The sequence below is a fragment of the Streptomyces sp. NPDC004126 genome (assembly GCF_050275515.1).
Classification (GTDB): Bacteria; Actinomycetota; Actinomycetes; order Streptomycetales; family Streptomycetaceae; genus Streptomyces.
Window position 1 is genome coordinate 1 of the sequence record NZ_JBNNPF010000040.1, and the last position, 12528, is coordinate 12528.

The 12528-nt window shown below is 70.9% G+C and carries 12 protein-coding genes; 4 read left to right on the forward strand and 8 right to left on the reverse strand.

From position 1 onward, the window contains the following. Positions 1 to 473 precede the first annotated feature (473 nt). A complete protein-coding gene (locus tag ACQKM2_RS29905; protein ID WP_427715102.1) occupies positions 474 to 809 on the reverse strand; it encodes an ArsR/SmtB family transcription factor in 336 nt (111 codons plus the stop codon). Positions 810 to 914: 105 nt separating this feature from the next. Between ACQKM2_RS29905 and ACQKM2_RS29910 the strand changes: the two genes are divergently transcribed. Next, entirely contained in the window at positions 915 to 1223 is a 309-nt protein-coding gene (locus ACQKM2_RS29910) for a putative quinol monooxygenase (RefSeq protein WP_427715104.1), read from the forward strand. A gap of 594 nt (positions 1224 to 1817) precedes the next feature. Here the strand turns inward: ACQKM2_RS29910 and ACQKM2_RS29915 are convergent. The 4 genes from ACQKM2_RS29915 to ACQKM2_RS29930 all read right to left on the reverse strand — a co-directional run bounded on the left by ACQKM2_RS29915 (position 1818) and on the right by ACQKM2_RS29930 (position 6657). Continuing rightward, on the reverse strand, positions 1818 to 3227 hold the full coding sequence (locus ACQKM2_RS29915) for an FtsW/RodA/SpoVE family cell cycle protein (RefSeq protein ID WP_427715107.1): 1410 nt from the start codon (positions 3225 to 3227) through the stop codon (positions 1818 to 1820). Then, positions 3215 to 4480, reverse strand: a complete 1266-nt coding sequence (locus ACQKM2_RS29920) for an LCP family protein (RefSeq protein WP_427715109.1) — start codon at positions 4478 to 4480, stop codon at positions 3215 to 3217. Before ACQKM2_RS29920 ends, ACQKM2_RS29915 begins: the two co-directional genes overlap by 13 nt. A 79-nt stretch (positions 4481 to 4559) precedes the next feature. Next, a complete protein-coding gene (locus tag ACQKM2_RS29925; protein ID WP_427715112.1) occupies positions 4560 to 5984 on the reverse strand; it encodes a sensor histidine kinase in 1425 nt (474 codons plus the stop codon). Beyond that, a complete protein-coding gene (locus ACQKM2_RS29930; RefSeq protein WP_427715114.1) occupies positions 5977 to 6657 on the reverse strand; it encodes a response regulator transcription factor in 681 nt (226 codons plus the stop codon). The genes ACQKM2_RS29925 and ACQKM2_RS29930 overlap by 8 nt, the downstream gene beginning before the upstream one ends. A gap of 298 nt (positions 6658 to 6955) precedes the next feature. Between ACQKM2_RS29930 and groES the strand changes: the two genes are divergently transcribed. Beyond that, entirely contained in the window at positions 6956 to 7264 is a 309-nt protein-coding gene (groES, locus tag ACQKM2_RS29935) for a co-chaperone GroES (protein ID WP_007265952.1), read from the forward strand. A 111-nt stretch (positions 7265 to 7375) separates the two neighbouring features. Continuing rightward, the gene (gene groL, locus ACQKM2_RS29940; protein ID WP_427715117.1) at positions 7376 to 9004 is read left to right on the forward strand and encodes a chaperonin GroEL; all 1629 of its coding nucleotides are present in this window, start codon (positions 7376 to 7378) and stop codon (positions 9002 to 9004) included. A gap of 93 nt (positions 9005 to 9097) precedes the next feature. Here groL and ACQKM2_RS29945 read toward each other — a convergent pair whose 3' ends face one another. After that, positions 9098 to 9790 carry an ester cyclase gene (locus ACQKM2_RS29945; RefSeq protein WP_427715119.1) on the reverse strand — a complete coding sequence of 231 codons (693 nt, stop codon included), beginning with the start codon at positions 9788 to 9790 and terminating at the stop codon, positions 9098 to 9100. 74 nt (positions 9791 to 9864) lie between these two features. Beyond that, entirely contained in the window at positions 9865 to 10638 is a 774-nt protein-coding gene (locus ACQKM2_RS29950; RefSeq protein ID WP_427715121.1) for an SDR family NAD(P)-dependent oxidoreductase, read from the reverse strand. A gap of 183 nt (positions 10639 to 10821) precedes the next feature. Here ACQKM2_RS29950 and ACQKM2_RS29955 point away from each other — a divergent pair, with 183 nt between their 5' ends. Further along, complete coding sequence (locus ACQKM2_RS29955) at positions 10822 to 11718, forward strand: LysR family transcriptional regulator (protein WP_427715122.1); 897 nt, start codon at positions 10822 to 10824, stop codon at positions 11716 to 11718. Positions 11719 to 11849: 131 nt separating this feature from the next. Here the strand turns inward: ACQKM2_RS29955 and ACQKM2_RS29960 are convergent, their stop codons facing one another. Beyond that, the gene (locus ACQKM2_RS29960; protein WP_030298281.1) at positions 11850 to 12176 is read right to left on the reverse strand and encodes a WhiB family transcriptional regulator; all 327 of its coding nucleotides are present in this window, start codon (positions 12174 to 12176) and stop codon (positions 11850 to 11852) included. Positions 12177 to 12528 lie beyond the last annotated feature (352 nt).

Consider the following 12528-nt stretch of genomic DNA (forward strand, 5'->3'; position numbering starts at 1 on the left):
CGTCCTGTCAAGGGCGCTCCCTTCGGTCGCGTCGCTTCGCGATCGCCTTCGGCGACCCTTGACAGGCCGTCCCGCCCCGGAATGCCGAAAGACTGACGGGAAACCCCCAAAAGGAACGGTCACAGGGGGAGAGGAGGCAGGAGCGGTTCCGTCGGAGACGAGGCGAGGGGCCGGGGGCCGGCTCGCCGAGCATCCGGGCCCTCAGATGTCCTGACTCCGGGCCGGGGGCCCGGCTACCCGCACGAGAGGTTGATCAGAGCAGCTCAGGGGGCAGGCGGGCGCGTCAGATCGCTACGCGCTCCTCCCGCCTCAGCGTCCGACGACCGCCCTGGGCTGATACCCGCACGAGAGGTTGAAAAGACCAGCTCAGGGAGCCGACAGGCGCGACAGATCGCTACGCGCTCCTCATTTCTCAGCGTCCGGCGGCCGTCTGGGGCTGATACCCGCACCAGGGGACGGACGGAGGGGACGCGTCAGACCGCTACACGGCCATCGCTGGGCGGCTCGGCCATCAGGATGGCTAGGAGTCCGGGGAAGCGGGCCTCGATGTCGGCTCGACGCAGGCCTGCCATTCGGCTATTGCCCCGGTCGACCTGGTGGATCAGGCCGGCCTCTCGCAGGGTGCGGAAGTGGTGGGTGACCGTTGCCTTCGAGACCGGCAGAGAGAAGGAAGCGCAGGTGCGCGCCGCGCCTTCCGGGGCAATGGCCAGCTCGCGCACCACACGGCGGCGCAGAGGATCGGCGAGCGCGGACAGTACTCGGCCGAGGTCGATCTCTTCGACGGTCGGGTGACCCTCGTCGTCTGGCATGGTGGCGACCTCCTCCCTTAGGTATGGATTGGATCTTACCTCTGGCGGCTGCTAGCGTCCGATAGGTACGAACTTGGTCGTACCTACCTGTGGGGGAGAACTCTGATGGACCAGCTCGTCTCGCTCGTTGGCGTCGCCCGCTCCAAGCCGGAACGCGCCCAGGAGGTCATGGACCTCCTGCTCTCCTTCGTCGAACCCACCCGGCAGGAACCGGGCTGCCTGGAGTACCACTTCCACGAGGACCGGCAGGAGCCCGGTGTCTTCGTGTTCTACGAGGTGTGGCGCAGCCAGGCCGATCTGGACGCCCACCTGGCGCTCCCGCACATGCAGGACTTCTGGGAGCGTCGAATGGACTACCTGACCACCGATGTGGAGCTCCGCTTCGTGGATATGCGCAGCCCTTACGGCCACTAGCCGCCCCATCGGCCGCCTGGGCTGCTCTGTTCGTCCTCTGGTGCGGGTATCAGCCCCAGACGGCCGCCGGACGCCGAGACCAGGGGAGCGCGTAGCGATCTGTCGCGCCTGTCGGCTCCCTGGGCTGGTCTTTTCAACCTCTCGTGCGGGTATCAGCCCAGGGCGGTCGTCGGACGCTGAGGCGGGAGGAGCGCGTAGCGATCTGCTGCGCCTGGGGGCCCGCCAGGCCGCTCTGATCGGCCTCTCGTGCGGGTAGTCGCGCACCCGGCCCGGAATCGCAGACCTGAGGGCCCGGATGCTTGGCGAGCCGACATCCGGCCCCTCGTCTCGTCTCCGACGGAACCGTTTCTCGCTTCTCTCCCCCTGTGACCGTTCCTTTTGGGGGTTTCCCGGCAGTCTTTCGGCTTTCCGGTTCGGGTCGGTCGGTCAAGGGTGGAGCGCAGCGACATCGCGAAGCGACGCGACGAAGGAGCGCCCTTGAGGGACCGGGCCGAAGCGGAAGGACGATGGGACTGACGGGAAACCCCCAAACCCTCCCCGATCCGGTCCAGGGGGATCCCGCTCGTCCAACCCCGCCCCACCCCGCGAGTTCTCTCAGTGCACCGCCGCCCCCGCCGTCACCACCGGGGTGATCGTCGTTTCCGCCGGGCCCCTGGCGTCGGCCTCGCGTTGGCGTTCCGCGCTGTCGCTGATGCGCAGCAGCAGGGCGATCATGATCCAGTTGGCCAGCAGTGACGAGCCGCCCTTCGCCAGGAAGGGGAGGGCCTTGCCGGTCAGGGGGATCAGGCCCGTCACGCCGCCCGCGACCACGAAGACCTGGAGCGCCAGGGCCGCCGCCAGGCCCACCGCCAGGAGCTTGCCGAACGGGTCCCGCGCGGCCAGGGCCATGCGCAGGCCCCGCTGGACGAGCAGGGCGTAGATGATCAGTACGGCCATGACCCCGGCCAGGCCGAGCTCCTCGCCCACCGTCGTCAGGATGAAGTCGCTGCGCCCCGCGAACTTGATCAGCTCCGGGTGCCCCATCCCGAGGCCGGTGCCCGAGACGCCGCCGGTGCCGAAGCTGAACAGCGCCTGGGCGGACTGCTCCGAGTTGAGGCCCTGCGGGGGGTTCGGGGAGTAGATGGCCAGGGGGTTCAGCCAGGCGGCGACGCGGGCCTTGACGTGGGGTTCCGTCGAGCCGACCACGAACGCGCCCACGGCCGCCATCAGCAGGCCGCACACGATCCAGCTGGTGCGCTCGGTGGCCACGTACAGCATCACCACGAAGACGCCGAAGAAGATCAGCGACGTGCCGAGGTCGCGCTCGAAGACGAGCACGAGCAGCGAGATGATCCACACCGTGATGATCGGCCCGAGCTGCCGCATCGGCGGCAGTCGCATGCCCAGGAACTTCCGCCCCGTCAGGGCCAGGGAGTCGCGGTGGATGACCAGGTAGCCCGCGAAGAAGACCGCGATCATGATCTTCACGAACTCGCCGGGCTGGAGCGAGAAGCCGAAGAGGATGATCCAGCGCTTGGCGCCGTACGTGTCCGCGCCGAAGAACGCCGGCGCGATCAGCAGCACCAGCGCGACGGCCATCGTGATGTAGATGAAGCGCTGGAGCAGCCGGTGGTCGCGCAGCAGCGCCACCACCAGGATGCAGGCGGCGACGCCGACCACCGTCCACATCAGCTGGTCGGGCGCGTTGGCCACGGACTCGTACCGCTCGATGTAGCCCTGGTCGAGCCGGTGGATCAGCACCAGCCCCAGTCCGGTGAGCAGCATCGCGAGCGGGAAGATCAGCGGGTCCGCGTAGGCCGCGAACCGGCGGATGCCCAGGTGCCCCACCAGGGACAGCAGCGTCATGCTGATGACGAAGCTGGTGAGGTGCTGGGGCAGCTCGCCGTTCATGGCCAGCCCGGCGCTGATGTGGCCGAAGACGGCGATGCCGATGACCAGGAGCAGCAGCAGCGCTTCGGTGCGACGGCGGGCGCCGGCCACCGTCCGGGGCCTCAGTCCACGCACGGGATACCGCCGCCGTCGATCTCACCCTTCTCCGGCCGGGGCGGCGGCGGAGGGGCGGATGACGGGGGCGATGCGGGGGGAGAGGAAAGGGAGGGGGAAGAAGAGGGGGAAGAAGAGGACGGCGCGGCGTCCGGCGCGCCCGGGGTCGTCGCAGTGGTCGACCGGGGACCGATCTGCTCGGCAATGAGGCGCTTTATCTTCATATCATCTACGACGTTGATGTCCTCCCCATGGTTCCTTCCGAAGCCCTCGATGGGGAGTGTCGTGAACCGCATTTTGCCCCCGGACAGGTTCTTCGCCTGCTTCACGAAGGACAGCAGGTCCCATCCCTCGTCCGTCACGACGTCCTTCTTCGCCGTGTCGATCAGCTTGAGCAGCTTCACCGGGTCCGTGAACGTCCCGGCCGAGTTCAGCTTCTGCGTCGCACCCGCGAGGAAGGCCTGCTGCCGCTTCGTCCGGTCCAGGTCGCCCATCGTCAGCCCGTGCCGCTGCCGTACGAAGGCCAGGGACTGCCGGCCGTTCAGGGTCTGCCGGCCCGCCGGGAAGTCGGCGCCCGAGTACGGGTCCTTCACCGGCTTCTTCAGGCACACCGGTACGCCGCCCAGCGCGTCCGCGAGGTGGTAGAAGCCGGCCAGGTTCAGTTCGGCGAAGTGGTCGACCGGGACGCCCAGGAAGTTGCGCACCGTTTCGATCTGGGCCTTGCGCCCCGCCTCGCGCCCCTCCCGCTCCAGGCGGCGCCGGTCCTGGACGCCGGCCCGGGAGAGCTGCTCCTCCTTGGCGGCCTTCGCCAGCCCGTACGCCTTCTTGATCTTGTCCTTGCGGCCCGCCCCCTGCCCCGGCCCCTGTCCCGCGATCTCCACGAAGTCGTCGCGCGGTATCGAGAAGGCCTTCGCCTCGCCGCCGTCGCCCGGCACGTGCAGCAGGATCATGGTGTTCGCGTTGTAGCCGCCGATGTCCGAGCTCCCGGCGTGCAGCTCGTCGAGGATCTCCTCGGGCAGCGGGTCGCCGTTCTGGTCGCGCCGGCTGTCCAGGCCCATGAGCAGGATGTTCACATCGCCGTGCGCCGACTTCTCGGCGCCGTCCAGGGCCTTCGAGCCGGCGATGCCCGAGGCGAGGTCGTGGTAGAGGTACCAGGCGCCGCCGCCCGCCATCACCGTCAGCGCGCAGCTGGTGGTCAGCAGCGTGCGCGCGAGCCTCCGGCGCCGTGAGGGCCTGCGGTGTCCGGTCTTCGTCCGTGTCCGTGCAGCGCTCATGGCGCTCGATCCTGGCGCACCCGCGCTGAAGGAATCCTGAAACCCGAAGGCCCCGAAGGCCCCGAAGGCCCGGCCCCCCTCAGCGGCCGCGCTGCCCGCCCTGCCCCGACGGGATCCAGAGTTCCAGCCGCGCGCCCCGGCCGCCCGGCGCGCCGAGGGCGCGTACGCCGCCCCCGTGGGCCCGGGCGATCTCCCGGGCGATGGCCAGGCCCAGCCCGGTGCCGCCGCTGGCCCGGCCCCGGTCGGCGTCGAGGCGTACGAACCGCTCGAAGACGCGGTCGCGGTCCGCCTCCGGGATCCCCGGGCCGTCGTCGGCCACTTCCAGCACCGCCCGCCCGTCCCGCGCGGCGGCCCGCACCACGACCCCGGCGTCCGCGTACCGCAGGGCGTTGTCCACCAGGTTGGCCAGGGCCCGCTCCAGCCGCGCCGGGTCCCCGTACGCCGGCACCGGCGCGGGCGCCTCCAGCCGCAGCGGCACCCGGGGCGCGGGCCGCCGCGCCGCGTCCTCGGCCGCCAGCAGCGCGAGGTCCACGGGTTCGGGGCGGGGCGCGGGTCCGCCGTCGAGGCGGGCCAGGAGCAGCAGGTCGGCGGCGATGCGCTGGAGCCGCTCGGTGTCGGCGAGCGCGGCGGCGACCGACGCCCGGTCGGGCCGCTCCATGGCGAGGGCCACCTCCAGCCGGGAGCGGACGGCGGCGAGCGGGTTGCGGAGCTCGTGCGAGGCGTCGGCGGTGAACTGGCGCTGCCGGGCGTCGGAGCGCTCCAGCCGGTCGAGGGTGTCGTTGACGGTCCGGGCCAGCTCGGCGATCTCGTCGTCGCCGCCGGGGTCGGGGACGCGCCGGTCGAGTTCGCTCGCGGTGACGGCGGCGAGCCCGGTGCGGATGGCGGTGACGGGGCGCAGCGCGCGGCCGGTGGCCCACCAGGCCAGGGCCGCCGCGAAGGCGGTCAGCGGGGGAGCGCCGGCGAGGAAGCCGATGGCGATGGCGCGGGTGGCGTCGTCGACGTCGCCGAGCACGGTGACCGCGTACACGGTGTGCGGGTCGTGCGCGTCCGGCGGGCCGGGGGCCTCGACCGCGACGACCACGCGCCGCTGCGCGCCGGGGTGCGCGGGCGGGAGTACGGCCGAGCGGGAGTCCTGGCCGGGGCCGGGGCGCAGTCCGTCGAGGCGCGGGGGGTCCTTGGGTGCTCCGGCGGCGGTGCTGGCGACGTCGCGGCCGTGGGCGTCGCGTACGAGGACCAGGTCGACGCCGCCGTCGGGCGCGGGCAGCCGGCCGCCGGGCGGGAGGGTCCGGGTGTCGAGCTGGGCGGCGACCTTGCGCGCGGCGAGCTCGGTGCGGCCGGTGGTGTTGTCGAGGAGGTTGGTGCGCATGAGGCTGTAGAGCCACAGCCCGCCCGCGCTGAGGACGGCCGCCATCGCGAGGGCGGCGGCGAGGGCGGTCCGCGCGCGCAGGTTGCCGACGAGGCGGCCGCGCCGGCTGCTGCCGTCCGCCCCCGGCTCCTCATCCACCGTCGGGAGCCATGCGGTAGCCGGTGCCGTGGACGGTGAGGATCGAGCGGCGGCCGAAGGGGGCGTCGATCTTCTTGCGCAGGGAGGAGACGTAGACCTCGACGATGTTCGGGTCGATGCCGTGCGGGGCGTCCCAGACCTCGTCGAGGACGTCCTGCTTGGCGACGGCCCGGCCGGGGCGCCGCATCAGGCAGGCGAGGACGCCGACTTCGCGGGCGGTGAGTTCGATGTCGCGGCTCCCGCGGCGGCAGCGGCGGTCGAGCGGGTCGAGGAAGAGGTCCCCGGCCCGGAGCTCGGTGGGTTCGGGGGCGGCGGCGCGGCGGGCGAGGGCGCGCAGCCGGGCGGCCAGCACCAGGAAGGAGAAGGGCTTGGTGAGGTAGTCGTCGGCGCCGGCGTCGAGTCCTTCGGCCTCGTCGTGCTCGCCGTCCCGGGCGGTCAGCATCAGGACGGGGGTGGGGTCGCCGTGGGCCCGCATCCGGGCGCAGATCTCGGCGCCGCCGGGTCCGGGGAGCATCAGGTCGAGCAGGACGGCGTCGTACGGTCCGCCGGTGAGGGCCAGTTCGAGGCCGCGGTGGCCGTCGTGGGCGACCTCGACGCGGTGGCCCTCGGCGGACAGGCCCTGGCGGAGGGATTCGGCCAGGTTCTCTTCGTCTTCGACCACGAGGATGCGCACGCCCCAAGCCTCACATACCGGGCAGCGGCTCCCCGGGCCCCGGGGCGCCGAGGTCAGGTTCCCGGTGGGTCGGGGTTCAGCCGAACGGGGGGTTCGGCGGCCGGAATACGTGGAAGGAGCGGACCGTGTTGGCACTCCGCTTGACCGAGTGCTAATCGCCGGAATAGTGTCACACCTGGCACTCGCCCCCGGTGAGTGCCAACACAGCGACAGGCTGGTCCGGCACCCGCGACGACGGATCGACCTGGTCGCCACCTCAGACAGTTAACCCCGGATCTCCGAAGGGGGAGGTCGGATCGTGACGACCGCCAGCTCCAAGGTTGCCATCAAGCCGCTTGAGGACCGCATTGTGGTCCAGCCGCTCGACGCCGAGCAGACCACGGCCTCCGGCCTGGTCATCCCGGACACCGCGAAGGAGAAGCCCCAGGAGGGCGTCGTCCTCGCGGTCGGCCCGGGCCGCTTCGAGGACGGCCAGCGTCTCCCGCTGGACGTCAACGTCGGCGACATCGTGCTGTACAGCAAGTACGGCGGCACCGAAGTGAAGTACAGCGGCGAGGAGTACCTCGTCCTCTCGGCCCGCGACGTGCTCGCGATCGTCGAGAAGTAATCACTTCTCACGCATTGCTTTGAACTGCGCCCCTGGTCACCCCGCTGATTGCCGGGCGGCGAGGGGCGCGGTTCGTTAAACCCGAGTTTTCGAGAGGGCTGAACCGCTCCCATGGCGAAGATCCTGAAGTTCGACGAGGACGCCCGTCGCGCCCTCGAGCGCGGCGTCAACAAGCTTGCCGACACGGTCAAGGTGACGATCGGCCCCAAGGGCCGCAACGTCGTCATCGACAAGAAGTTCGGCGCCCCCACCATCACCAACGACGGTGTCACCATCGCCCGCGAGGTCGAGCTGGACGACCCGTACGAGAACCTCGGCGCGCAGCTGGTGAAGGAGGTGGCGACCAAGACCAACGACATCGCGGGTGACGGCACCACCACCGCCACCGTGCTGGCCCAGGCGCTCGTCCGCGAGGGTCTGCGCAACGTCGCCGCCGGCGCCTCCCCGGCCTCCCTGAAGAAGGGCATCGACGCCGCGGTCAAGGCCGTGTCCGAGGACCTCCTCGCGACCGCCCGCCCGATCGAGGACAAGTCCGACATCGCCGCCGTGGCCGCGCTCTCCGCGCAGGACGCCCAGGTCGGCGAGCTCATCGCCGAGGCGATGGACAAGGTCGGCAAGGACGGTGTCATCACCGTCGAGGAGTCCAACGCCTTCGGCCTGGAGCTCGAGTTCACCGAGGGCATGGCCTTCGACAAGGGCTACCTGTCCCCCTACATGGTCACCGACCAGGAGCGTATGGAGGCCGTCCTCGACGACCCGTACATCCTGATCAACCAGGGCAAGATCTCCTCCATCCAGGACCTCCTGCCGCTGCTGGAGAAGGTCATCCAGGCGGGTGGCTCCAAGCCGCTGCTGATCATCGCCGAGGACGTCGAGGGCGAGGCCCTCTCCACCCTCGTCGTCAACAAGATCCGCGGCACCTTCAACGCGGTGGCCGTCAAGGCCCCGGGCTTCGGCGACCGCCGCAAGGCGATGCTGCAGGACATGGCCACCCTCACCGGTGCCACCGTCATCGCCGAGGAGGTCGGCCTCAAGCTCGACCAGGCCGGTCTGGACGTCCTCGGTTCCGCGCGCCGCGTGACCATCTCCAAGGACGACACGACCATCGTCGACGGTGGCGGCAACGCCGCTGACGTCGCGGGCCGCGTCAACCAGATCAAGGCCGAGATCGAGTCCACGGACTCCGACTGGGACCGCGAGAAGCTGCAGGAGCGCCTGGCGAAGCTCGCCGGCGGCGTCTGCGTCATCAAGGTCGGCGCCGCCACCGAGGTGGAGCTCAAGGAGAAGAAGCACCGTCTCGAGGACGCCATCTCCGCGACCCGCGCCGCGGTCGAGGAGGGCATCGTCTCCGGCGGTGGCTCCGCGCTCGTCCACGCCGTCAAGGTCCTGGAGGGCAACCTCGGCCTGACCGGCGACGAGGGCACCGGCGTCTCCGTGGTCCGCCGCGCCGCCGTCGAGCCGCTGCGCTGGATCGCCGAGAACGCGGGCCTCGAGGGCTACGTCATCACCTCGAAGGTCGCCGAGCTCGACAAGGGCCAGGGCTTCAACGCCGCCACCGGCGAGTACGGCGACCTGGTCAAGGCCGGCGTCATCGACCCGGTCAAGGTCACCCGCTCCGCCCTGGAGAACGCCGCCTCCATCGCCTCCCTGCTGCTCACGACCGAGACCCTGGTCGTCGAGAAGCCGGCGGAGGAAGAGGCCGAGGCCGGTCACGGCCACGGTCACGGCCACAGCCACTGACGCGCCCCGGCGCTTCGACAGGAAGGCCCCCGCCCCACCGTTCACCCGGTGGGGCGGGGGCCTTCCCGTTGTCCGGGGCCGCCTGAGCGGTCGTCACTCCATCATGCCGAGCTGCCGCATCAGGGCCATGGCGTCGTAGTGCCACCAGCCTTCCTTGATCATGCCGTCCTGACATCGGAAGACCGTGGTGCCGGTCATCGTGCAGGTCTTGCCGGTGGGGGCGACGCCCATGAACTCGCCCTTGTGCGTGCCGGTCCAGGTCCACAGCGTGGTGACGTAGTCGTCCTGCGCCATCTGGGCGTCACGGGTGAAGGAGAAGTCGAAGGCGGCGCGCCACATCGCGACGTCCTCGCTGATCGCGGCGTAGCCGTGCTTGTCCTCGGGGTTGGAGATGTCGTGGTCGTGGTAGTCCGGGGCGAAGATCTCCTCGATGACGGCCATGTCGCCCTTCATCGCGATGTCGTCGTACATCCGGTTCACCATCATGGTGTTGAGGTGCTCGTCGCGGACCGTGTCGAGGTTGGTGAACGTCGGCATGCCGTCGCACAAGGCCGTCATCTCGTGGAACATTCGGTCCGTCTCGGGGAGGTTGGAGTTCTTCATGGCCTCCTCGTACGAAGGGAATTCGACGAAGTTCACGTAGTGGTCCGTCTGGTCGCGGTCCTTGCCCACGACGCTGTGGGTGACCGTGCGCTTGCCCTGGCTCTGGGCGACGTACTTGTCCAGCAGGTCGTTCATCGCCTCGGGCTGGTGAGTCCTGTAATCAACCAGTTGTACGAATGTCATGGTGGGCTCCCGTGCTGGATGGGACGTGTCCAGTTTAGGGAGAATTCACCCGTTCAGCCTGGTCTACCCGCGGGTCACTGGGGCCCGTACTTACGGCCCGTGCGGGAGGAGACCCCGCCGAGCAGCCCGCGCGGCGTCAGCTTCACCACGCCCATCAGGGCCTTGTAGCGCGGGTCCGGGATCGACACGGTCTTGCCGCGCGCCAGGTCGGCGAGCGCGGCGGTCACCAGCTTGTCCGCGTCGAGCCACAGCCAGCCCGGGATGTTGTCCGTGCCCATGCCCGCCCGCTGGTGGAACTCGGTCCGGACGAAGCCGGGGCACAGGGCCATCAGGCGGACCCCGGAACCGGCGAGGTCCCGCGCCGCGCCCTGGGTGAACTGCACGACCCAGGCCTTGCTGGCGCCGTAGGTGCCGCGCGGCACGAAGGCGGCGACCGAGGCCACGTTGACCACCCCGCCGCGGCCGCGCGAGCGCATCGACTCCGTCGCCGCCGAGGTCAGCCGCAGCACCGCCTCGATGTGCACCTTCAGCATCGTCAGCTCGTCGGCCATGGAGACTTCCAGGTACCGGCCCTTGTTGCCGAAGCCGGCGTTGTTGACGAGCAGGTCCACCGGGTGCGTACGGTCGCCGAGGCGGGTCTCGACGGCCTTGATGCCCTCCTCGGTGGAGAGGTCGGCGGCCAGCACCTCGGCCTCGATGCCGTGCCGGTCGTGCAGCTCGGTCGCCTGTTCGGCGAGCCGCTCGGTGTCGCGGGCCACCAGTACGAGGTTGTGGCCCTGGGAGGCCAGCCGCCGGGCGAAGGCGGCGCCGATGCCCGCCGTGGATCCAGTGATCAGCGCAGTCGTCATGTGCGCAAAATAGCCGCCCGCGCCGACCGGCGGGCGTCCGCGGGTACGTGCGTGCGATCCCGTGTTCCCCCGGGGTTCCCCCGGGCCCGCGGAACACCCGCGCGGGCCGGCCCCCGGACCCTCCTCCCAAAGCGGCGGCTGGGGGATTGGCGCCCGGGTCAAAGCCGGTCTTATGCTCGAAGGGTGATCGAGGCACGCCACCTCCGGATCCTGCGCGCCGTCGCCGGGACCGGTTCCTTCTCCGCCGCAGCCCGCGAGCTCGGCTGCACCCAGCCCGCCGTCTCCCAGCAGATGAAGGCCCTGGAACAGTCGGCCGGGACCCCGCTGCTGGTGCGCGCCGGCCGCGAGATGCGGCTGACCCAGGCCGGAGAGGCGCTGGTGCGGCACGCCGCCGGGATCCTGGCCGGGCTGACGGCGGCCGAGGAGGAGGTCGCGGCCATCGCCGGGCTGCGGGCGGGCCGGGTCCGGCTCGTCTCCTTCCCGAGCGGCAGCTCCACGCTGGTGCCCACCGCGCTCGCGGCGATGCGCGCCGGGCATCCGGGCACGCGCATCTCCCTGGTCGAGGCGGAGCCGCCGCGGTCGGTGGAGATGCTGCGCGAGGGCGACTGCGACGTGGCGCTGGCCTTCCGCTACGCCGGGGCCTCGGCCGTGGCCGAGTGGGACGACCTGGTGGTGACCCCGCTGCTGACCGACCGGCTCGTCGGGCTGGTGCCCGAGGGGCACCGGCTGGCCGGCGCCGGGCGGGTGGGCATGGCGGAGCTGGCCGACGAGCCCTGGATCGCGGGCTGTCCGCGCTGCCGCCGCCATCTGGTGGAGGTGTGCGAGGGGGCGGGCTTCACCCCGCGGATCGACTTCGCCACCGACGACTACCCCGCCGTGGTCGGGCTGGTCGGGGCGGGGCTGGGGGTGGCGGTGCTGCCGGAGCTGGCGGTGGAGTCCGTACGGGCGAAGGGCGTGAGCACGCTGGCCGTGGAGCCGGCCGTGGAGCGGGAGGTCGTGGCGCTGACGCTGCCGGACCTGGCGCGCGTACCGGCGGTGGCGGCGACCCTGGGCGAGCTGGTGCGGGCCGCCGCCCGCTGACCGTACGGGGGCGTACGGCCGGACGGGTGACGGCCCGGGCCCGGACCCGGGCCCGGGCCGTGGCCGCGTGCACGGCGTGCGTGCGGCGCGTTTGCCTGCGTGCGGATGTGAGGGAACGTTCCTTCAGGCGGTCAGTGCGGCGGGACGGGGCCGATCGTGCTGGAGGCGGGGATCAGCCGGTGCCGTGCGCGGCCCATGAGTTCCTCGCGTTCGTCCTCGGTGAGGCCTCCCCACACCCCGTAGGGCTCTCGGACGGCGAGCGCGTGCGCGGCGCACTCCGAACGCACCGGGCAGCGCATGCAGACCTCTTTAGCCGAGGCCTCGCGCGCACTCCTGGCCGCGCCCCGCTCGCCTTCCGGGTGGAAGAAGAGGGAGCTGTCGACTCCGCGGCAGGCGGCCAGCAGCTGCCAGTCCCACAGGTCGGCGTTCGGTCCGGGGAGGCGGGAGAAATCTGCCATTGGTAGTCCTCTTGGTGCCGGGTACTACGCGGATACGGTCCATGTCTCCACACCTACTGTCGTAGTAGATGTAAATATGACTCATTGGGACCCTAGCCTCAGACACATGGCAAACGGAAGGAAAGCCGCCAAATAGGGCATAGCTCCAGATGGAGGACAGTTGGCTCGTGGCTCCGGCGTGGTGATCGGTTCCTCACGTAGAGTGCCGAAGGTGTCCGTCCGACCCGTAACTCTTTCGAGTGACCATCGTTGAGAGAGCGAGTGCGGTTGAAACGAGAGGTTCCCGGACAGGTGTCCGAGGGCATCGACCGCACAGGTGACGATACGTACCAGCCTGGAGGCTCAAGGTGAC